This is a genomic window from Shewanella sp. SM95 (assembly GCF_025653595.1).
GTDB classification, from domain to species: domain Bacteria; phylum Pseudomonadota; class Gammaproteobacteria; order Enterobacterales; family Shewanellaceae; genus Shewanella; species Shewanella oncorhynchi.
The window spans coordinates 119,676-140,785 of the sequence record NZ_JAKKSE010000002.1 but is presented as its reverse complement, the minus strand read 5'-3'; the positions used below and the strand labels follow the sequence as shown (position 1 = coordinate 140,785).

The 21,110-nt window shown below is 45.7% G+C and carries 18 protein-coding genes and 3 tRNA genes; 11 read left to right on the top strand and 10 right to left on the bottom strand.

The window, feature by feature from the left end; all coding sequences use genetic code 11:
* Positions 1-18 precede the first annotated feature (18 nt).
* From L5M29_RS03440 to nadA, 4 genes are all read left to right on the top strand, one after another.
* Positions 19-1,197, top strand: coding sequence for a thiamine pyrophosphate-dependent dehydrogenase E1 component subunit alpha (locus L5M29_RS03440; RefSeq protein ID WP_263166240.1), 1,179 nt, complete (start codon positions 19-21; stop codon positions 1,195-1,197).
* Between the two features lie 3 nt (positions 1,198-1,200).
* Positions 1,201-2,178, top strand: a complete 978-nt coding sequence (locus L5M29_RS03435) for an alpha-ketoacid dehydrogenase subunit beta (protein ID WP_012089197.1) — start codon at positions 1,201-1,203, stop codon at positions 2,176-2,178.
* A 9-nt stretch (positions 2,179-2,187) separates the two neighbouring features.
* Entirely contained in the window at positions 2,188-3,792 is a 1,605-nt protein-coding gene (locus tag L5M29_RS03430) for a dihydrolipoyllysine-residue acetyltransferase (RefSeq protein WP_168825257.1), read from the top strand.
* Positions 3,793-3,924: 132 nt separating this feature from the next.
* Positions 3,925-5,007: a quinolinate synthase NadA gene (gene nadA / locus L5M29_RS03425; RefSeq protein WP_028759980.1), complete on the top strand. Its 1,083-nt coding sequence runs from the start codon at positions 3,925-3,927 to the stop codon at positions 5,005-5,007.
* A 147-nt stretch (positions 5,008-5,154) separates the two neighbouring features.
* On the opposite strand, the gene gap is transcribed toward nadA, so the two are convergent.
* A complete protein-coding gene (gene gap, locus L5M29_RS03420) occupies positions 5,155-6,165 on the bottom strand; it encodes a type I glyceraldehyde-3-phosphate dehydrogenase (protein WP_006081590.1) in 1,011 nt (336 codons plus the stop codon).
* 201 nt (positions 6,166-6,366) lie between these two features.
* Positions 6,367-7,266 carry a DUF2989 domain-containing protein gene (locus L5M29_RS03415; protein ID WP_263166236.1) on the bottom strand — a complete coding sequence of 300 codons (900 nt, stop codon included), beginning with the start codon at positions 7,264-7,266 and terminating at the stop codon, positions 6,367-6,369.
* 203 nt (positions 7,267-7,469) lie between these two features.
* Here L5M29_RS03415 and L5M29_RS03410 point away from each other — a divergent pair, with 203 nt between their 5' ends.
* The 5 genes from L5M29_RS03410 to L5M29_RS03390 all read left to right on the top strand — a co-directional run bounded on the left by L5M29_RS03410 (position 7,470) and on the right by L5M29_RS03390 (position 11,172).
* On the top strand, positions 7,470-8,903 hold the full coding sequence (locus tag L5M29_RS03410; RefSeq protein ID WP_263166235.1) for a glyceraldehyde-3-phosphate dehydrogenase: 1,434 nt from the start codon (positions 7,470-7,472) through the stop codon (positions 8,901-8,903).
* A gap of 373 nt (positions 8,904-9,276) precedes the next feature.
* Positions 9,277-9,352 (top strand) — tRNA-Gly (locus L5M29_RS03405).
* 24 nt (positions 9,353-9,376) lie between these two features.
* Positions 9,377-9,450: transfer RNA gene (locus L5M29_RS03400), tRNA-Cys, on the top strand.
* A gap of 50 nt (positions 9,451-9,500) precedes the next feature.
* Positions 9,501-9,587, top strand: a tRNA-Leu gene (locus L5M29_RS03395).
* 391 nt (positions 9,588-9,978) lie between these two features.
* Entirely contained in the window at positions 9,979-11,172 is a 1,194-nt protein-coding gene (locus L5M29_RS03390; protein ID WP_113940493.1) for an amino acid aminotransferase, read from the top strand.
* A 113-nt stretch (positions 11,173-11,285) separates the two neighbouring features.
* On the opposite strand, the gene L5M29_RS03385 is transcribed toward L5M29_RS03390, so the two are convergent.
* The gene (locus tag L5M29_RS03385; protein ID WP_113940492.1) at positions 11,286-12,206 is read right to left on the bottom strand and encodes a YvcK family protein; all 921 of its coding nucleotides are present in this window, start codon (positions 12,204-12,206) and stop codon (positions 11,286-11,288) included.
* 310 nt (positions 12,207-12,516) lie between these two features.
* On the opposite strand from L5M29_RS03385, the gene L5M29_RS03380 reads away from it, so the two are divergent.
* Together L5M29_RS03380 and L5M29_RS03375 are read left to right on the top strand one after the other, a co-directional pair.
* Positions 12,517-13,329: a glucosaminidase domain-containing protein gene (locus L5M29_RS03380; RefSeq protein ID WP_113940491.1), complete on the top strand. Its 813-nt coding sequence runs from the start codon at positions 12,517-12,519 to the stop codon at positions 13,327-13,329.
* Complete coding sequence (locus tag L5M29_RS03375; RefSeq protein WP_113940490.1) at positions 13,322-13,945, top strand: DUF2987 domain-containing protein; 624 nt, start codon at positions 13,322-13,324, stop codon at positions 13,943-13,945. The genes L5M29_RS03380 and L5M29_RS03375 overlap by 8 nt, the downstream gene beginning before the upstream one ends.
* A 198-nt stretch (positions 13,946-14,143) precedes the next feature.
* Here the strand turns inward: L5M29_RS03375 and ttcA are convergent, their stop codons facing one another.
* The 7 genes from ttcA to L5M29_RS03340 all read right to left on the bottom strand — a co-directional run bounded on the left by ttcA (position 14,144) and on the right by L5M29_RS03340 (position 21,031).
* Complete coding sequence (ttcA, locus tag L5M29_RS03370; protein WP_181800873.1) at positions 14,144-15,112, bottom strand: tRNA 2-thiocytidine(32) synthetase TtcA; 969 nt, start codon at positions 15,110-15,112, stop codon at positions 14,144-14,146.
* 78 nt (positions 15,113-15,190) lie between these two features.
* Positions 15,191-16,123, bottom strand: coding sequence for a universal stress protein UspE (gene uspE / locus L5M29_RS03365; protein ID WP_105252478.1), 933 nt, complete (start codon positions 16,121-16,123; stop codon positions 15,191-15,193).
* A gap of 222 nt (positions 16,124-16,345) precedes the next feature.
* The gene (etrA, locus tag L5M29_RS03360) at positions 16,346-17,098 is read right to left on the bottom strand and encodes an electron transport transcriptional regulator EtrA (RefSeq protein ID WP_006081599.1); all 753 of its coding nucleotides are present in this window, start codon (positions 17,096-17,098) and stop codon (positions 16,346-16,348) included.
* Positions 17,099-17,153: 55 nt separating this feature from the next.
* Complete coding sequence (locus L5M29_RS03355; protein WP_113940488.1) at positions 17,154-17,846, bottom strand: sulfite exporter TauE/SafE family protein; 693 nt, start codon at positions 17,844-17,846, stop codon at positions 17,154-17,156.
* Positions 17,843-18,091 (bottom strand): cbb3-type cytochrome oxidase assembly protein CcoS, encoded by a 249-nt coding sequence (ccoS, locus tag L5M29_RS03350; protein WP_028759970.1) that lies wholly within the window; start codon positions 18,089-18,091, stop codon positions 17,843-17,845. Before ccoS ends, L5M29_RS03355 begins: the two co-directional genes overlap by 4 nt.
* Before the next feature lie 38 nt (positions 18,092-18,129).
* Positions 18,130-20,529, bottom strand: coding sequence for a heavy metal translocating P-type ATPase (locus L5M29_RS03345; RefSeq protein WP_263166230.1), 2,400 nt, complete (start codon positions 20,527-20,529; stop codon positions 18,130-18,132).
* Between the two features lie 22 nt (positions 20,530-20,551).
* Entirely contained in the window at positions 20,552-21,031 is a 480-nt protein-coding gene (locus L5M29_RS03340; protein ID WP_263166228.1) for a FixH family protein, read from the bottom strand.
* Positions 21,032-21,110: the final 79 nt, after the last annotated feature.

The window sequence follows — 21,110 nt, the reverse complement described above, 5'->3', positions numbered from 1 at the left end:
AGATAACAAGAGCACAATATGAGCAAAGCAACACTCAACACTGATACAGTGCACCGTGTCGGCTTCTTGGATAAGGCATCGCTACACATTCCTATCCTTCGAATTCTACAAGCCGACGGCACCACTTATGAAACCGCGGTTTTGCCTGTGATAGATGAAACCTTAGCCACTAAAATTTACGATACCTGTGTATTCACTCGGGTACTTGATGAACGTATGCTTGGTGCCCAGCGCCAAGGACGCATCAGCTTCTACATGACCTGTACGGGTGAAGAAGCGGCGATTGTCGGCAGTGTGGCCGCACTCGATCAAGAAGATGTGATCCTCGCACAATATCGTGAGCATGCGGCGCTGCGTTATCGCGGCTTTACCACTGAACAGTTTATGAATCAGATGTTCAGTAACGAGAAAGATCTTGGTAAAGGTCGCCAAATGCCAATCCATTACGGCAGTGCGGCATTGCATTATCAAACGATTTCGTCACCGTTAGCCACGCAAATCCCGCAGGCGACTGGTGTGGGCTACAGCTTAAAAATGCAAGGTAAGCGCAAAGTCGCGGTTTGCTATTTTGGCGAAGGCGCTGCATCGGAAGGGGATTTTCATGCTGGCCTCAACATGGCCGCGGTACTGAAATGCCCAATGATTTTCTTCTGTCGTAACAATGGCTACGCGATTTCTACCCCCACTGAAGAGCAGTTTGCTGGAAACGGTATTGCCAGCCGCGGTGTGGGTTATGGCATGCACACCATTCGTGTAGACGGCAATGACATGTTGGCCGTGTTAGCGGCAACCCAGCAAGCCCGTGCCTATGCGATTGAGCATAATGCGCCTGTGCTGATTGAAGCCATGACTTACCGTCTCGGCGCGCACTCTTCTTCAGACGATCCCTCAGGTTATCGCTCGAAAGATGAAGAAGCCAAGTGGCAGCAACACGATCCGGTTAAACGCTTCAAATTATGGCTTATCAACAAAGGTTGGTTGGCTGAAGCGGATGATGTGAAACTGCATGAGAAATATCGTGAAGAAGTATTGGCTGCGGTAAAAGTGGCTGAAAAAATTCCTGTGCCTATGCTGGATGAAATTATTGAAGATGTGTACGACAAGCCGACGCCAGTGCTGAAAAAGCAACTCGCCGAGCTTAAAGAACATATCAAGAAATATCCGCAAGCCTATCCAAAAAGTGCAGGGAGACTATAAGCCGTGGCTGAAATGAATATGTTACAGGCCGTCAATGAGGCCTTGTCGATTGCCATGCAAGCCGATGAACGCATGGTGGTTTTTGGTGAAGATGTGGGCCACTTTGGCGGGGTATTTCGCGCCACCTCCGGTCTTCAAGAAAAATTCGGGCGCGATCGCTGCTTTAATACGCCGCTGACAGAGCAAGGTATTGCCGGTTTTGCCAATGGTTTAGCCTCCAATGGCATGACCGCTGTGGCTGAAATTCAATTCGCCGATTATATCTTTCCGGCGTTTGATCAAATCGTCAACGAGTCGGCTAAGTTCCGTTACCGTAGCGGTAATGAGTTCGATGTCGGTGGATTAGTGTTCCGTACGCCCTATGGCGGCGGTATTGCGGGCGGACATTATCACTCACAATCACCTGAAGCCTATTTTACCCAGACGCCGGGGTTAAAAGTCGTTGTGCCACGCAACCCTGAGCAAGCCAAAGGCCTGCTGTTGGCGTCAATCCGTGACAAAAATCCGGTGATCTTCTTTGAGCCTAAGCGTTTATATCGTGCATCGGTTGGCGAAGTGCCAGCGGGCGATTATGAAATTGAACTGGGTAAGGCTGAAGTGGTTCGCGAAGGTAAAGACATCACCTTAGTGGCGTGGGGCGCGCAAATGGAAATCCTTGAAAAAGCCGCCGATATGGCCGCTAAAGAAGGGATCTCCTGTGAAGTTATCGATTTACGCACCTTGTCACCCTGGGATATCGATACTGTTGCCGATTCAGTCAAAAAGACCGGACGTTTACTGGTCAACCATGAAGCGCCATTAACCGGTGGCTTTGCTGGTGAGATAGCGGCGACGATTCAGCAAGAATGCTTCTTGTATCTAGAGTCGCCCATCAGCCGCGTTTGTGGTTTAGATACCCCGTACCCACTCATTCATGAAAAAGAATACATGCCAGATGCATTCAAAACGTTTGAAGCCATCAAAGCATCAGTGACCTTCTAGGAGTCCGGTATGATTAAAGATTTTATTTTGCCGGATATTGGCGAAGGTGTTGTGGAGTGTGAGTTGGTTGAATGGCTGGTCAAAGAAGGCGACACAGTCGTTGAAGACCAACCTATTGCCGATGTGATGACAGACAAAGCACTTGTTCAAATCCCAGCGCCTTTTGCGGGCGTAGTCACTAAGCTGTATTACGCCAAGGGCGATATTGCGAAAGTGCATGCGCCGCTCTATGCCGTTGAAATTGCAGGCGAATCTGTTACGGCTGAACCTGCTGCGACGACTGCAAAAGTGACTGAGCCAGTGGCAGTAACAAACGCGACCACGTCATCCAGTTCATCTGTCAGCATTGAAGAATTCTTACTACCGGATATCGGCGAAGGCATTGTTGAATGTGAGCTAGTTGAATGGTTAGTGAGCGAAGGTGATTGGGTTGAGGAAGATCAACCGATTGCCGACGTGATGACAGATAAAGCGCTGGTGCAAATTCCTGCCATTAAAGCGGGTAAAATTGCCAAACTGCATTATCGCAAAGGTCAGCTAGCTAAAGTACATGCGCCTTTATTTGCCATTGAAGTTGAACAGACGGCTTCTGCACCTGCGGCGACAATAAATACAGATACTGTGGCCAATGCCGCACCTGCAGCGCAGATTGTGAATGCAGAGCCTGCTCGCCAAGGTAAAGCCTTAGCCAGCCCCGCAGTTCGTCGCATGGCGCGGTCGTTAGATATCGATTTGAGCCAAGTACCTGGCACAGGAAAGCACGGCCGTGTGTATAAGGAAGACATCACTCGCTTCCAACAAGGCGCGAGCAATGTTTCTGCTCCAAGTGTGGCTCAGGTAAAAGAGGCGCCAGTTCAAGCGACTCAAGCATCTCAAACCCAAGTTCCAACATCTACAGTGACTCAACGCGCTGACACGGTTGAGCCTATTCGCGGCGTAAAAGCTGTGATGGCACGCATGATGGTGGAATCTGTGTCGAGCATTCCGCACTTTACCTATTGTGAAGAGTTTGATTTAACAGACTTAGTTGCACTGCGTGAAAGCATGAAAGTGAAGTATTCGTCAGATGAAGTGAAGCTGACCATGATGCCTTTCTTCATGAAGTCAATGTCGCTCGCGTTAAGTCAGTTCCCTGTGATGAACAGTCAAGTGAATGCGGATTGCACTGAACTAACTTACAAGGCACGTCACAATATCGGCATGGCGGTGGATTCTAAAGTCGGTCTCTTGGTGCCCAACATCAAAGATGTGCAGGATAAGAGCATTTTAGAAGTGGCCGCAGAAATCACCCGCCTGACCCAAGCAGCCCGCAGCGGCCGCGTGGCGCCAGCGGATCTGAAAGACGGCACGATTTCCATCTCTAACATTGGCGCCTTAGGTGGCACAGTGGCGACGCCTATTATCAACAAACCTGAGGTGGCGATTGTGGCCTTAGGTAAGTTGCAAACCCTACCGCGCTTTAACGCGAAAGGGGAAGTCGAAGCTCGCCAAATCATGCAAGTGAGCTGGTCAGGTGACCATAGAGTGATCGATGGCGGTACGATTGCTCGCTTCTGTAATCTGTGGAAACAGTATCTTGAACAGCCTCAAGAGATGTTATTAGCGATGCGCTAAGCCGCTGGCACGAATAACTGACACTAAAAGGACGCTAAAAGCGTCCTTTTTTATTTGCTTTGCACAAATGGGTTAATCTTTTGATCCCGATTACGTATAATTCCCGAACGTAGTTATCCTGATGGATGTGTTATGAGTCAGTTAGCCCCCAGCCCATTTGCTCCAACAATAGAAACCATTGATTACCCGTTTCCGCCTAAACCAGTGCCTTTGTCCGATGCGCAAAAAGCCGATTACAAGGCGCGTATCAAACAACTGCTCATTGAAAAAGATGCCGTTCTGGTTGCCCACTATTATACCGATCCTGAAATCCAAGCCCTTGCCGAAGAGACTGGCGGCTGCGTTTCAGACTCCTTAGAAATGGCGCGTTTTGGCCGCGATCACCCAGCAAAAACCTTAATCGTTGCTGGGGTCAAGTTTATGGGCGAAACCGCCAAGATTTTAAGCCCAGAAAAAACCATTTTAATGCCGACCCTTGAAGCGACCTGTTCATTGGATTTAGGTTGTCCGATTGATAAGTTCAGCGCTTTCTGCGACGCGCACCCAGATCATACTGTGGTGGTTTACGCCAATACCTCGGCTGCGGTTAAAGCGCGCGCCGATTGGGTGGTGACCTCCAGTATTGCCCTTGAAATCGTTGAGCACTTAGACAGCGAAGGCAAAAAGATCATTTGGGGACCAGACCGTCATTTAGGCAGCTATATTGCCAAGCAGACGGGCGCCGACATGTTGATGTGGCAGGGCGATTGTATCGTTCACGACGAGTTTAAATCGAACGCGCTGCGCGATATGAAAAGCGTTTACCCCGATGCAGCTATCCTTGTGCATCCTGAGTCGCCAGCCAGTGTGGTGGCGATGGCCGATGCAGTTGGCTCGACCAGTCAACTGATTAAAGCAGCGCAGACCATGCCAAATGAGCGTTTTATCGTGGCAACCGATCGCGGCATTTTTTATAAAATGCAGCAGGCGGCGCCAGGTAAAATTTTAATTGAAGCGCCAACCGGCGGAAATGGCGCAACCTGTAAGAGCTGTGCCCACTGTCCTTGGATGGCGATGAACGGTTTGCAGGCCATTGAAGCGTCACTCGCCGACAGCGATAAAACCACCCATGAGATTTTTGTGGATGAAGACTTAAGAGTTAAAGCGCTTATCCCACTGACGCGTATGCTGGATTTTGCCAAGACACTGAATATGAAAGTGAAGGGTAATGCCTAAGCCCATTATTTAGCTTTTCTTCAGCGTAATAAAAATCCCCGCCATAGCGTGGGGATTTTTATGTCTGTTGTTTTTATTAAAACTAAGGTAATAAAAAGCCCCGCAAATGCGAGGCTTAATTGAGTAACGCGGAATCTAGTGACTAGATTACTTTGCGTTCATCAGTGCAACCGCGTTATCTAACATACGGTTACTGAATCCCCACTCGTTATCATACCAAGACATCACTTTCACTAAACGACCGTTTACACGGGTTTGAGTTGCGTCAAAGTTTGAAGAAAACGCATTGTGGTTAAAGTCGATAGACACCAATGGCTCTTTGTTTACCGCTAACACTTCGCTCAATGGCGCAACGCTGGCAGCGCGTTCGATAATGGCATTCACTTCTTCAACTGTCGTGTCACGGGCAGCGATGAAAGATAAATCCACGAGTGATACGTTAACTGTAGGTACACGAACCGCTAAACCGTCGAACTTACCTTGTAATTCAGGTACAACCAAACCTACAGCTGCAGCTGCGCCAGTTTTAGTTGGGATCATTGACAGTGCCGCAGCACGGGCACGACGTAAATCTGTGTGGTACACGTCAGATAAACGTTGATCGTTGGTATAAGCGTGAATGGTGGTCATCAGGCCTGATTCTATACCAATCTCGTCATTTAACGGCTTAGCAAAAGGGGCTAAACAGTTTGTTGTACAAGAAGCATTTGAAATCACTGTCATGTCTGACGTCAGCACGTTGTTGTTCACACCGTAAACAACTGTGGCATCGACGTTTTTGCCTGGAGCAGAAATAATCACTTTCTTCGCGCCAGCGGTTAAATGTGGTTGAACGGTTTCTTTAGAAGTGAAGATACCGGTACATTCGAAAACCACGTCAACCTGTAGCTCTGCCCATGGCAGTTTTGCAGGATCACGTTCTTGGAAAGTGAGGATCTTATCGCCATTCACATAAATAGCTTCGGCATCATGGTCAACCTTGGCATTGAAACGACCATGAACAGAATCGTATTTTGTCAGGTGAGCGTTGATTGAAGCATCGCCTAAATCATTAATAGCGACAATCTTGATTGGGTAAGCTTTTTCGCTTTCGTACAAGGCGCGTAATACGTTTCTACCGATACGGCCATAGCCATTTATTGCTACACGGATAGTCATCTCATATCCCTCTGGTGATTATAAAATTCAACTGGTAGTAAAATTACCAAACTGACAGCTATCGTCAAGTTAAATCGGCATTTTACCGCTGTCTTGATTAACAAATTAGGTATTTTTTTTACATCGGTCGCGAAATCGCCATTTTTTACGCGTTTATTGGGTAAAAAATTACAAGATGGCAAACATTTTGCCATCGATTGCTTAGTCTGTTTTTTCGACTGGCGCAGGCAGCACAGCCTCGGTTTCAGTTGGCGCTTGGGCAACCGCTTGAGGATCAAGCCATTGTCTTACTGGACTCATAGAATAAGTGCCCTTTTTTAACACATCAATTAGGGCTTGGGCTTTTAAATCGAGTTCAGTCGCCAGCGTTTTATTGCCATCGAGCAAGGCTAGCATTTTTTCTTCAGAATACTTCTGCTGCGTAAGTAGTAAATTTGCTTTCGTCAGCATATAGGATTTATCTAAAACCTGTTGCTGGCGATAGGCAGATGCGAGCCCAAGTAACCAGTTAACGTCGAAATCATCGTATTGGATCTCCGCAAAGACTTTAAGATAGAGTTGTTGCGCTTTGATGGCATTTCGATTGCTGTAATAGGTTGCGACTTGGGCAAGTAGAAAGGGATCAGTCACTTCGCCGGCGTTTTCCTGTTCTAATAATCTATTTAACGCTGCGGTATCGCCAAAGCGAGTCCATTGGTAATAGGACATAAAAGGGTCTTGCCGTTCACGGGTTTGATCTTGTAGTAAACTTAAATTTTGAGTGCTTAGTCTAAAGGCTCTGGCTCTATCAGCTGTGCGATTGGTGTGGATGATATGCTGAACGCCAGAGGCGAGTTCAATGCAACGGCTGTAATCCTCAAGGTAGGTTAATTGTGAGTAGAGCTGCTTACCTGTGAGGTTTTCGTTGTCTTTTAACTTGTAGCGGTTTTGGATAAGTTTGGTCTTTTCAGTCAAACACCAGCTATCCTTATGCAAATCGGCACAAATTTCAGGATTATTTTTACAAATTGCTGAGATATTTCGGTCATTATCACAACCGAAAAGACCGAAAAAGCTCATCCCTAAGGTAAATGATGTAATTATTACTAGATTTTGTCTCAAAACACTCTCCAAACGATAATTTTTCTAATAAAATTACAGATTTACAGAAAATATCTTACTGGCAACAAAGCGCGACTTTCATTACAATGGCGCCGACCAAAACAGGGTTTTCCCTAAAACCCGCATTAGATTATTGGTCTTTTCGTCATGTTACTCAAACCTTTCAGTACATTTTATTGAAAAGTGAGATAAAGGATCTGTAAATGAGCGCTGATAAACACCTACAAAGTTGGCAAGAACGTTTTGAAATGGCAGAGGCGATGCAGCCTTTGTTAGGCAAGTTGTACCGTAACCAAGGCGTTGAAGTCGTGGTCTACGGCAAGCCGTTACTCAATGCTTCTACGATTGAAATCATTAAAGCGCACCGTTTAGTTCGTCGTCATGTCGGTGAAAAATTACGTTTACGCGAGAGTTTCCCCTTCGTTCAAGCTTTGAGCAAACTCGCAGTTAAACAATGTAAAGTGGATATTGGTAAACTCGCTGTCAATTACTGGCGCGACCATACTGATGTCAGCGAAATTGAAAGCTATATGGCAAAAGAATTGGCCGATGCTATCGACCATGCCGATGATGTCGCGCCGTGTGACGTCGTGCTTTATGGTTTTGGCCGTATCGGTCGCTTATTGGCACGCTTGCTGATTGAACGCACAGGTCGCAGCAATAAGTTAAGGTTACGCGCTATCGTTTTACGTGGCGGTAAGAAAGGCGATTTAGAAAAACGCGCGAGTTTACTGCGTCGTGACTCAGTCCATGGTCCTTTCAATGGTTCTGTTGAAGTTGACGAAGAGAACAACGCCATCATAGCCAATGGCACTTATATCCAAGTGATCTATGCTAATTCACCCGACGAAGTGGATTACACTAAATACGACATCAATGATGCATTGATTGTTGATAACACGGGTATTTGGAAAGATGAAGCGGGTCTTGGTTTACACCTTAAGAGCCCAGGTGCCAGCAAAGTATTACTGACGGCTCCTGCAAAAGGCGCGATTAAGAACATTGTTTACGGTGTGAACGAAGGCGATATTACCCCAGAAGACATTATTGTTTCTGCGGCGAGTTGTACCACCAATGCTATTACGCCAGTACTGAAAGCTGTGAATGATAAATATGGTATCGAGAATGGTCACGTTGAAACGATTCATTCTTATACCAACGATCAAAACCTGATTGATAACTATCATACCGCTGACCGTCGTGGCCGTAGTGCACCATTAAACATGGTGATCACTGAAACGGGGGCAGCAAAAGCGGTTGCTAAAGCTTTGCCTGCATTAGCCGGTAAGTTAACAGGTAACGCGATTCGTGTGCCGACGCCTAACGTCTCTATGGCGATCATCAGCATGAACCTGAATGCTGAAACCAGTAAAGATGAGCTGAACGAGTATCTGAAAGATACGGCGCTACAATCACCACTGCAAAATCAAATTGACTACACAGACTCTACTGAGATTGTATCGAGCGATTTAGTCGGTTCTCGCTACGCGGGTGTGGTTGATTCACAAGCGACTATTGCAGAAGGCAAGCGTGCCATTCTTTATGTATGGTATGACAACGAATTTGGTTACAGTTGCCAAGTGGTTGGCGTAATGCAAACTATGTTAGGTTTAACGACGCTATCACTACCTGCGTAAATTGCCCACGTAGTTTTTGCTTGAGTGATTAATAACTTTGCCTAACCTTTGAATAAAGCGCCAAATAGGGCGCTTTTGTTTTTCTATACTTCTACAATTTTATTGGACTCGACTCCATAACTCATTATGAACTCCTGTTTATCTGCCGCGTTTAATTAGCGGTAGCATCGGCATCAGTATCGGTACAAAGCCTAAATTGATGAATGAAACATCAACTTTACTGAGGTGTGGCGGTTTATTGGGCAAACGATGCGGCTTAGATCATTTTTTAAAAATTGTTGATTGACTCTGAGGTCTAAATCGGTAGAATGCCAATCCGCAGTCAGGGGAAAGCATGCCGAGCATGAGTTCAAATGATTAAGCGCAATGATAGGCGACATTAGCTCAGTTGGTAGAGCGATACCTTGCCAAGGTATAGGTCATCGGTTCGAACCCGATATGTCGCTCCAAATTTTAATAAATTTGGCAGTTTGGGCGCGATGGCAGAATGGCTATGCTACGGATTGCAAATCCGTCGATCTCGGTTCGACTCCGGGTCGCGCCTCCATAGATATAAAGTATTAATGACATGATTCCCGTCGTTAATGTAAAGAGTTTGCCCGAGTGGTGGAATCGGTAGACACAAGGGATTTAAAATCCCTCGCTGGTAACAGCGTGCCAGTTCAAGTCTGGCCTCGGGTACCAAAAAACAGAAAGCCCTGACTGATGTCAGGGCTTTTTTGCTTTATAACTTCTACACCCACATTTCATGATTCTTAATCTAGTATCACTACAGCTATAGATTGGTTAGGCCCAAGCCCACTATTTTACTCATTCAGTATTGCGACTTCTGACCTGTTTCTTTTCTACAATACAAAACTGAGTGATTTTGTGATCTAGATGTTGTAAATCGCTTTATTTAAGTAATGTCACTATTTGGCTAATAATTGCGTAATAAAATGTACTTTTTATTGTTGAATCGACAATAGTGTAATAATTTCCCTAAGAAGGGACTTAAGTCGCTATTACCCCCTTAAAGACAGTGGTATAAATAAGCCGAAATTTCCCCTACACGCGCATATTAGGATACGTAGTCATGATTTTCTCTCAAGTATTACTCGCACCCGCTGATCCAATTCTTGGTTTAACCGATACCTTTAAAGCTGATCCGCGTCAGGATAAAGTTAATCTTGGTGTTGGCATTTATAAGGATGAGGTAGGACAGACTCCCGTTCTGGCTTCAGTGAAAAAAGCCGAGGCCATTTTACTTGAGCAAGAGAAGACCAAAAACTACTTAGGCATTGAAGGCGTTCAAGCTTATAACCGTGTAGTACAAACCTTGTTGTTCGGCGAAGGCAGTGCATTAATTTCTTCTGGCCGTGCTGCCACAGCGCAAGCTCCTGGTGGTACAGGAGCACTGCGTATTGCTGCTGAGTTTTTGCTGCGTAATACCGATTCGCACACTATTTGGGTGAGCAATCCAACGTGGGCCAACCATCAAAATATTTTTGAAACGGCGGGTTTAACGGTTAAAGAGTACGGTTATTACAAAGCAGAAGCCCATGACATCGATTTCGATACCATGATGACTGACTTGTCTCACGCCAATGCGGGTGATGTCGTGCTGCTACACGGTTGCTGCCATAACCCAACGGGTATCGATTTAACGTTGGCGCAATGGGAACTTGTTGCTCAATTGTGTGCTGATAAGAAACTCGTGCCACTGTTTGACTTTGCTTATCAAGGTTTTGGTGCTGGCATTGAAGAAGATGCGGCAGGTCTGCGTTTAGTCGCGTCTAAAGTGTCTGAGTTGCTGGTCGCTAACTCTTTCTCTAAAAACTTTGGTCTATACAACGAGCGTATTGGCGCCGTGACTGTGGTGGCTGAAGATACTGATGCTGCCGTACGTGCTTTTAGCCAAGTGAAACGTACCATACGCGCCAACTATTCTAATCCGCCAGCCCACGGCGCACTGATCGTCAGCACGATATTAAATGATGCAGCTCTGAAAGCCATGTGGGTGCAGGAAGTCAAAGAGATGCGTGAACGTATCGCCGAAATGCGTACTCTGTTTGTTGATAGCTTAAAGGCTGAGGGCGTGACTCAGGACTTCAGTTTTATTTCTCGCCAAAATGGCATGTTCAGTTTCTCAGGTTTAAACAAAGCCCAAGTGGCACGTTTGAAAGACGAATTTGGTGTCTATATCGTCGGCTCTGGACGCATTAGCGTTGCAGGCATGACTAAGACGAATATGCCTGTTATCTGTAAAGCCATAGCACAAGTGTTGTAATGGTTATTGCAGCCTTATAGACAGACTAAAGGGACATTCCTTTTAGCTTTACAATATAAAGGACAGCACTTGCTGTCCTTTATTATTTCGATTGAATGATTAACAGGTAAGCGTTAGCAGGCAAGCGGTTGTTGAGTGAGATCATTGAGTCGCAGCAGGGCGCTTAATGCATCTAATAGGTTCGCTTGATCATGCAAGTTTGGATTATGGCGATTCTTCAACGGAAAATAGTTAATCAGTGGCCCTAAACGCGTTTGTTCACCGTGGCGAAGTACTTTGTGAATAATGGGCTTGCCAATCACTTGGTGACACCAAGCGATACGTTGCTCAATGCTAAACCGACCTGCGGGTGAGGCCTCTTCGGCAAGGTTATCGATAAAGATCACCTGTGCTTTAGTAGCGGCGAGGCTTTTCGCGAACTTAGGTAACAGCAGCGGCGGCATGATACTGGTTAAGAAACTCCCAGGGCCTAGGATAACTAAATCTGCGTGCCGAACGGCCTCACAGGCTTCAAAGGTGGCATCGACCTGCGGCTCAAGGCAGAGCGCGATAGGAGCCTCATTCATACTGTCGACATTGATCTCCCCAAAGACTTTACTGCCACAGGCTTGCAGAGCCACTAAGTGAGTGGGCTGCTCTGACATGGGAATAAGTTGGGTTTCTATCTTAAGTAAGTTACGGATGAGATTAACCGCTTCTAATGGACGAACACAGAGTTGATCAAGAGCCAGTAAGATTAAGTTACCTAAATTATGACCACTGAGTTCAGTGGCACCTTGGAAACGGTATTCAAACAATTGCGAGCCAACGGAAGGACGATTAGCTAAATGGGATAAGCAGTTACGTAAATCCCCCCAAGCAATGCAGTCTTGTTCGGCTCTCAGTCGACCAGTAGAACCGCCATTATCAGTGGTGGCGACAATCCCTGTAAGGCGGTTGCCTAAAAAATCGAGCGAGGATAATACTCGGCCTAAACCATGGCCTCCGCCGATGGCGACGACACGTTCAAATTGATTTAACATCAAATGCTGCATCTGGGTTTTTCCTTCCTGAATACCCGAAAATTTAATGTCATAGCCATCCATTGTCGCTATAAGCGGGATGGCTCATGAGCCGTTGTGCAATGGTGATAACGCTAAGGAACCTTAGTATAAATACTCAGTCAAATGCTTGCATCTATAAATGACGGCGTAATAGCAAGCTCGACTCGATAATGGTGCCTCAGGCTTAATATTGTACCTGAGTTCGTGATCATGATGATGGGCAAATTTCGTGAAATCTGACAAATAGCTTATAATCCGGCCTTTATTTGCCCAATAAGGGCGTTACACCTAAGGTGAATGATTGAAAACGGGTAGAATCGGTTCGTTTACATTGGCATTAGCCATGGTCATAGTGGCGATTTTTGCATTACGAGTTTGGATCATTCCTCACTCGAATGACTCATCCGCTATTGCGCCCCAATTCGTCAGCGATGTCGATCCTGTTACGCAAGTCCCTGACTTTTCAGCGATCAGCGACATTACCGAAAAGAAGAAAGCTTTTTTTGATTTCCTGCGGCCGATTGTTCAGCAACAGAATGCCATTATCTTGATGGAGCGTGGCTTTATCAATGAGATGCTTGCCTTAGTCGATAATGGTAAGAGTTTATCTGATACTGAATTAGCGCAGATCAATGCGTTATTTGATAAATACCAATATCCGGCGCGTAACGTAGATGCTAAGTCATTAGCAAGCTTACTTAAACGTGTCGATATCGTGCCGGAATCTATGGTGTTAATTCAAGCCGCGAATGAATCGGGTTGGGGGAGTTCACGTTTTGCCAGAGAAGGTTTTAACTTTTTTGGTGAATGGTGTTTTACTTCTGGCTGCGGCATAGTGCCGTCCTCACGTGGTTCGGGTAAAAGTCATGAGGTAAAAGTGTTTTCATCGGTCGATGAATCGGTTTCATCCTATATGCGTAATTTAAATTCTAATACTGCCTATGCGTTATTTCGCTCTATTCGAGCAGATTTACGTTCACAGGAGCTAGAGCCAACAGCGGATCAATTGATTTACGGTTTAGTGAATTATTCTGAAAGACAAGAAGCTTATATTGATGAGCTGCTTGATATGTTACGTCATAATGAAAAATATTTGGTGAATGTCGATGTATAAAAAACTGTTGTTTAGTAGCCTGTTTTTTTTGGCAACTAGCGCCGCTGCAGAAACTGTATCCCTTGAATATAAAGGCTTTTATGATAGGTTAAAACAAGTCAATAAAGGCGGTTATCAACTCGTGGAAGTGGCTTTTAGTGTTCCAATGCAAAAGAATTGTTTGATCCAAAGTGGTTCTATTTCCAGTGAAAAAACCTCAACGCCACTGACGTATACTGATGCTCAGCGGTTATTCATTCCCTTAGATGATGATTTAAAAGATCAGCGAGCCTTGGTTAATCTGAATTTCGCTGGCAGCGCTGAGGGATGTGGTATTGCAATGCAAGTTAGAGCAAAACAGACATTAGCCGAGTACGATAAAACGCGCTTACAACAAATCATGACTGAGATGGACACGCTGCTCGGTGCTATGCAAGGCTTCCCGATGCGTTATTTTAGGGAATCCATAACTGGCTTAAACTTTGAATTCTCACCTGAACAAGAAGTCTATGTACGCCTTAATGGCCGTGAAGAATCGATAAAAGGCAGTTATAAATTAGCCGCTAATGAGCTTGAAAGCATCACCACGCTCAGCTTCAGTGCCCAGCCATTAGTGTTAAGTCCTTGGGTGAAGTAATCATCTTTGTATCTTTGAATAGGCATCTTGAAATAATCGATTCAGAAGCGCGGGCTCAAAGATAGTGTCGGGAGTCTTAACTTATTCTGTAGCCATAAAAATGCCCACATTAAGTGGGCATTTTGTTGTGCTAATTTATCTTGCTTACTTTCGTTGCGTTAACTTCTCTTACTGATTAGGCGCTAAATTCAGTCTAAGTCAGACTTCGTAAGTGTTAACAATATCAATGCGTTTTGCTGCATCCAAATCGATACGACCGCTATTGGCGATATCAAGAAAATCGAATGCAGGTAGATTGGCTTCAGCAACATCACCACGCATAGGCGCATCTGGGTCACGTGTTAGAGACACAAAGTCGAACTGTTCACGGTCAACACCCTGTGATGGTGCGGTGTTTTGCATGGCGGTGAAAATCGTTTCAATGCGGCCTGGGTATTGTTTATCCCATTGATTTAGCATGTCTTTGACTGCGGCGCGCTTTAAGTTTTCCTGTGAGCCACACAAGTTGCATGGAATGATTGGAAATTCTTTTAAGCTGGCATATTCTTCGAGATCTTTCTCGCGACAATAGGCTAGGGGACGTATGACGATATTAGCACCATCATCCGACAGCAGCTTTGGCGGCATTGCTTTCATCTTACCGCCAAAGAACATATTTAAGAACAAGGTCTCGATAATGTCATCCCTGTGATGGCCTAGGGCGATTTTAGTGGCGCCGATACGCTGAGCAAAGCCATAAAGCGTGCCGCGGCGTAGGCGAGAGCACAAGGAGCAGGTGGTTTTACCTTCAGGGATTTTGTCTTTCACTATCGAGTAAGTATCTTTCTCGAGGATGTGATAAGGCACATTGAGCTTATCGAGATAGGCGGGCAATACATGCTCAGGGAAGCCCGGTTGCTTCTGATCTAAATTAACCGCAATGATTTCAAACTGAATGGGCGCACGTTGCTGCAGATTCATCAAAATATCGAGCATGGCGTAGCTGTCTTTACCGCCACTGAGGCAGCACATGATCTTATCGCCATCTTCAATCATATTGTAATCGGCAATCGCGCTACCCACTTCACGACGAAGCCGCTTCTGTAATTTATTCAGACGGGTAGTTTGTTTTTTTGATAATTCTTCCGGCATAGGATTTGCCGTAACTTCAGATATAGCTTCAAGCATAAAAAAGCGCCCAGTAACACAGTTTCAGGGCGCGTATTATTCCAGCTATCTTTGGCGGGGTAAAGAGCCGCGTATTGCTTAGGCTTCTTCTAACGGTGATTTATAACCGTCGGGCTTTATAGCCAATAAATCGCAGTTGATGCTATCGATAACATGTTCAGCGGTATTGCCTATCAGTGCTGCTGAAAATCCGGTACGACCGACAGTCCCTAAGATCACCAATTCAGCATCAAGTTTTTCAGCAAGCTCAGGGATCACATCCTCTGGTAAACCTTCTTTTACATGGCAATGACTTGGATTAATATCATAAGCGCCCGCAAGATAACTCACGCGCTGCTCATGCTGCATGCGAATGGTTTCGTTGTATGACTGGGCATCAAAGTCAGGAAGCTCGATGGCTAAGTTAACTGGCGTGCCGGGATAACCATTAACTAAATGTACTTCAGCAGAGAACTTTTTCGCCAAATCTTTTGCATGTTCAATAATTTTACCGTTAAGCATTTGATGATCGGTATCTTCGGTTGCCACATTCACAGCACAGAGGATTTTGCCCGCGGCTGGCCAGTCATGGGCTTTCACCATCAACACTGGCACAGGGGCTTTACGCATTAAATGCCAATCAGTTGGAGTGAAGATCACCGCCTTGAGTTTGTCGTGGGCATGGGTGCCTTTAACAATCAAATCGTATTGCCCTGAAATAGCATGATTAATAATGCTTTCAAAGGGGCGGTTATGCCAAATGACTTGAGTATCGATATTGAGTTGCAGATGAGTATAAGCGGCGAGTAAGTCTTGGATCCAAGCGAGCCGTTGATCTATGACACCTTGACGCATGGCTTCGCGTTCTTGATTCGACAGAATCGAAGTCATTTCGTAAGAGAAGTCGAAGATAGAAAGAAACACAGTGACTTGAGCGTTGCATTTACTGGCCAAGGCGACCGCTCGTGCAAGGGCAACTTGATTCTCAGTGGTAGGGTCAACCACAACCAGTATTTTTTGATAATCCTTCATGTTTGGTTCCTTTAGTCATAGGCTCAATATCATCATGAGCCTTTGGCAGTGAGCTGTATTGTTCTAGATCAAACTCATTTGAAATTGATTAAAACTCGCTTAAAAATCATGCCTTAATCTGCATGACATGTCTAGCAAGCACAGCTTTTACCATTAAACTGTTATGCTATTGGCGACAATTATTTAGGCTTGACCTCTCACGTTTAATGCTCTTGCGATTGACTATCTCGCGATGCGAGAATTACCCGCTAACAGATTTAGCTCTTGCGAGTCGAGGATCGTGATGTACTTTCCCTTAACCTCAATCAAGCCTGACTTTTGGAAGCGTCCAAGTAAGCGGCTGATGGTCTCAACGGTTAAACCGAGATAATTACCAATGTCACCGCGGGTCATGGTTAAGCGGAATTCTTTGGGTGAGAAGCCACGGCTGCCGAAACGATTTGCTAAATTGCTGATAAACGCTGCTAGACGTTCTTCGGCATTTTTCTTACTGAGCAGCAGGATCATTTCTTGATCGCTCATGATCTCATTACTCATTAGACGCATGATCTGCTGACGTAATTTAGGCATAGTGCCCGAAAGTTCATCGAGGATATTAAAGGGGATTTCACAAACCATAGAGGTTTCGAGGGCCTGTGCAAAACTCTGATGTAACTGAGCGTGAATACCATCAAAACCAATCACATCACCCGCAAGATGGAAGCCAGTTATCTGCTCATCACCTTGCTCGGTAATAGTGTAACTTTTGATGGTGCCAGAGCGGATCGCAAACAGGGATTTCAACGCATCTCCTGACTTAAAAATTTGCTCGCCTTTCTGGATTGGCTTTTTACGCTCAATAATATCATCGAGCTGATCTAGCTCACTTGCATTGAGGGTAAAAGGAATACAAAGGGTACCCATACTGCAATCGTGACAATGGATTGTGCATCCGCTAGCGGCAGGACGACGATTCTTATTTTGTTCAATTGTCATGTTGATTCTCAAGTTTATCCACTGCAACCATGTTAAACCAATTCACTCACTTGGGCTAGTTTAGCTGCGCGAGTGCGATATATAAAGTTTGACCACCAAAGGCAATTAACAGTAAGCCGCTCAATAGTCTAACAGTTTTCTTTTGTACCCATGCAGCAAGGCGTTTTGCCGCCATGCCAGCGCTTAATAGGGCGGGTAAAGTACCCAAGCCAAAGGCTAACATAATTAAGGCGCCTTGGCTGGCAGAGCCAGATGCAACCGACCAAGTTAAGGTGCTATAGACGAGGCCGCAGGGGAGCCAGCCCCAAATGAATCCTGCCATGACTGCTTGGCTCGGATTCTTGATTGGAACAAGGCGCTGCGCTAGCGGTTTTAAATATTGCCATAGCCATTGACCTACACGCTCAATTTGCACGATTCCAACCCAAATTTTAGCGATGTAAAGTCCTGTGGCGATCATCATCAGTCCAGCAACCATGCGCAGGATAATCAGATAAATATCCAGCTCAAATAAGCGACCAAGACCTGCCGACGATGCGCCCACTAAGCCGCCCGCTAAGGTGTAACTTAAAATACGGCCTAAATTGTAACTCAGTAAATATTTAAGCTGATGGGCCAGCTGGTTACCTATTTTAGGATGAGGGATTTGGGCGGAAAAAGCGCCCACTAAACCGCCACACATACCAAAACAATGTGCAGCTCCCATCAAGCCGACGAGAAAGGCACCGGTGACATTGTACTCAATCACAAAGGCATGCCTTTTTGCTGATTTTTTATCGCTTGCTGCGCTGCGATGTCATCATGTTCTGCTGTTGACTGAATGGCGGGGGTGGCTAGATGGCCAGGTTTGTCAGTATTTTCATCAAACAATATAGAAACACTTTGACGGTCAAGATCGTCAAATTGCTCAGATTTCACTGCCCAAAAAAATACCATTACCGCAATGGCGACGAAGATCATGGCAATGGGGATAAGCACATAAATAATTTCCATAATGACCTCTTACTATCTGGTTAAACGTTTTATTATGATCACACTTTTACCCGTAATAATCTCAGGCTATTACCGACCACAATCAAAGAACTCGCCGACATGCCAATCGCGGCAATATAAGGTGCCACATGACCAGTGACAGCTAAAGGCAAGATAAGGGCGTTGTAACCCAGCGCCCACGCTAAATTTTGTTTAATAATTTGCGTGGTCAGTTTAGCGACCGCGACAGCTTGGGTGAAACGGGATAGATGATCGCCCAGTAAAATCAAATCGGCACTGTTTTTGGCAATCGCACTGCCACTGCCCATGGCGACCGACAAATCAGCCCCCGCAAGTACTGGCGCATCATTGATGCCATCGCCAAACATCGCCACGCGAGTATGCTGTTGTAATTTCGTTACTAGGGCAAGTTTACCCGCGGGGGTTAATCCGCTGTGCACATCTTCAATTCCCAGCTCTTTGGCCAATTGATGCACATGTCCGGAGCTATCGCCACTGGCGATACTAATGCGGCAACCTTGTTGCTTTAATATCTCAATCGTGGCCTTACTGTCTTGACGAATATTGTCTTGGATCTCAAAACTTGCAAGCACTTCAAGCTGCTCATTGGCTGAGCGTGCTAACCAAATCTTTTGGGTTGGGTCCTGAGTATCGACACGTGCACCAGTAAATACAGCATTACCAATTAAATAGTCAGTCCCCTCGATACGGCCTCGAACACCAAAGCCGACTTCATGGTGAACTTGTTCTGCGACCAAGGTATTATCGGCAAATAGGGCAAATGCAGCCGCAATCGGATGACGAGAGCCCGTTTCCAGCGCTGCGGCAATAGCTAAGGCCTGCGTCTTTGTTAAATCGGCCATGCACTGCGTTTGCCCGATAGAGAGCGTACCACAGGTAAGGGTGCCAGTTTTATCAAAGACCACATGCTTAATCTGCGGCAGTTTTTCAAATACGCCGGCTTTGCGGGTAATGATCCCAAGACGGGTAAAAATGGCGGTTGCACAGGTGACGGCGGTCGGTGTCGCTAGCGCTAAGGCACAAGGACAAGTCGCGACCAGAACCGATAGCGTTACCCAAAAGGCATCCTCTGGGGAAATCTGTTGCCAAACCAAATAGGTGATCGTCGCGATTGTTAGAATCGTACCCGAGAAATAGCGGGATAATTTATCGGCTAATAGGGCTATCGCAGGTTTTGTATTGGATGCCAGTTCCTGCAGTCGAATAATTTCAGCCACGAGTTGGTCTTGCCCCAATGCGGTAACTTTAACTTTTATCGGTTGGTCGACGTTGATAGTACCTGCGTATACTTGCTGATCTTGCTGTTTTTCAATGGGCATTTGCTCACCTGTGAGCATAGCTTCATTGATGTTTGTGTGGCCTTCAATCATCACACCATCGGCCGCAACCATTTCCCCTGGTTTCACAAGGATCACATCATTGAGGCGTAACTTTTTGGCCGGAATTTCTTCTTGACCATTTTCGGTGATTAAGTGTGCAGTGAGCGGCACCAGTTTATGTAAATTACTGGAGTTGACCGAGGCCTTTTGTCTTGCCTTTTGCTCGAAGTAACGCCCAAGTAACAAAAAGAAAGTAAACATGGATACGGATTCAAAATACACTTCGCCTGTGCCATTCACTGTGGCAAAACAGCTTGCGGTATAGGCACCACCAATGGCAATCGAAACAGACACATCCATATTGAGTTTGCCGCTGAGCAGGGTACGAATGGCACTAAAATAGAAGGGCTGCGCCGAATAAAGCACCACAGGCGTGGCAAAAATCATGCTAACCCAGCGGAAATAGTCCCGATATTGCACGTCTAAATCGGTGAAGTAGCCAGTATAAAGGGCGAGGGCGAACATCATAACTTGCATAGTCGCAAAGCCAGCTAAGCCTAAACGCAGTAAAAATTTGCGACTATTGAGTTTATTGTTGAGCTCTTGTTCGTCAACTTGGTAGGGCGCGGCTTGATAGCCAATACGACTAATTTGTCCGAGAATATCGCTAAGTTTTACCTTGCGTTTATCCCAACTGATCATGGCGCGTTGGGTGGTTGAGTTGACTAGCACTTGGCTCACGCCCGCGAGTTGTTTGACTTTGTGTTCAATTAACCAAGCACAGGCGGCACAGGTGATACCATCGATGGAGAGTGATACTGATTCGACATTGTCCTCAGAATGCACAAAGTCTTGCTGCACTTCGGGCAAGTCATAGGCGCTAAATTGCGTTAATGCTTCGGGGACCAGGGCATTCTGTTTATTGCCAGGCTCAGTGCGGAACTTGTAATAACTGAGTAATCCCGCATCGACAATCGCTTGAGAAACCGCCTGACAGCCAGGGCAACACATAAGTTCATCACGGTCATTAATGCGAGTTACAAACTGCTGGCCCGTCAGAACGGGCTCTTGGCAGTGAAAACAACTTGGATACGTCATAGCGCTACTTATTTAACCACAATCAATTCAGCCAAAGTTGGACGTGATCTTTTAATTCAACGCGTTGGTGAATTCGCCATTTACCGTCGTAACTTTCGAGGCGAACTTCCCAAGGACCGGTTAGGGTAGAAGGGATGGTAATGCGATACACATTACTGGCATCGGCCGTCGCAGTGAGTTTCATATCTCTGTCGGCAATGGTTGGATGATAGAACTCAACTTTCAAGGCGGCTTGATATGTAGGTCCCCCTTGCTGCGTCAGTAAAATCTCATTATTAGCTTGATCGAGTGAAAAATTCATGCCTATTTGTTTGGCATACTTCACTTTACTTAAGTCCATATTAATGGCTTTGCCATCTTTGTAGTAATCCTCGGCGACTAAAGAGTCCGAGTTCGTAAGGGCAATTTTTAGCGTGGTAAAACTTGCGACGACGGCACATAAAGGAAGAATAATTAAAAACCAAGGCCAGAACTGCTTATACCAGGCTTGTTGTTCGCTCATGTCAGATACCCATTCAAAAAATTTGCGCCATTTTACCGTTAAAAGCCGGTTTTAGCACTTTAAAAAAAAGGCCTCGAAG

Excerpts from the sequence above, each read along its gene's own strand:
- L5M29_RS03440 (WP_263166240.1), top strand. The coding sequence starts at position 19 with ATGAGCAAAGCAACACTCAACACTGATACAGTGCACCGTGTCGGCTTC.
- L5M29_RS03385 (WP_113940492.1), bottom strand. The coding sequence starts at position 12,206 with ATGCAGCATTTGATGTTAAATCAATTTGAACGTGTCGTCGCCATCGGC.
- L5M29_RS03345 (WP_263166230.1), bottom strand. The coding sequence starts at position 20,529 with ATGACGTATCCAAGTTGTTTTCACTGCCAAGAGCCCGTTCTGACGGGC.
- uspE (WP_105252478.1), bottom strand. The coding sequence starts at position 16,123 with ATGAAGGATTATCAAAAAATACTGGTTGTGGTTGACCCTACCACTGAG.
- L5M29_RS03410 (WP_263166235.1), top strand. The coding sequence starts at position 7,470 with ATGAGCGCTGATAAACACCTACAAAGTTGGCAAGAACGTTTTGAAATG.
- L5M29_RS03340 (WP_263166228.1), bottom strand. The coding sequence starts at position 21,031 with ATGAGCGAACAACAAGCCTGGTATAAGCAGTTCTGGCCTTGGTTTTTA.
- ccoS (WP_028759970.1), bottom strand. The coding sequence starts at position 18,091 with ATGGAAATTATTTATGTGCTTATCCCCATTGCCATGATCTTCGTCGCC.
- nadA (WP_028759980.1), top strand. The coding sequence starts at position 3,925 with ATGAGTCAGTTAGCCCCCAGCCCATTTGCTCCAACAATAGAAACCATT.
- L5M29_RS03375 (WP_113940490.1), top strand. The coding sequence starts at position 13,322 with ATGTATAAAAAACTGTTGTTTAGTAGCCTGTTTTTTTTGGCAACTAGC.
- L5M29_RS03390 (WP_113940493.1), top strand. The coding sequence starts at position 9,979 with ATGATTTTCTCTCAAGTATTACTCGCACCCGCTGATCCAATTCTTGGT.
- gap (WP_006081590.1), bottom strand. The coding sequence starts at position 6,165 with ATGACTATCCGTGTAGCAATAAATGGCTATGGCCGTATCGGTAGAAAC.
- ttcA (WP_181800873.1), bottom strand. The coding sequence starts at position 15,112 with ATGCTTGAAGCTATATCTGAAGTTACGGCAAATCCTATGCCGGAAGAA.
- L5M29_RS03430 (WP_168825257.1), top strand. The coding sequence starts at position 2,188 with ATGATTAAAGATTTTATTTTGCCGGATATTGGCGAAGGTGTTGTGGAG.
- etrA (WP_006081599.1), bottom strand. The coding sequence starts at position 17,098 with ATGACAATTGAACAAAATAAGAATCGTCGTCCTGCCGCTAGCGGATGC.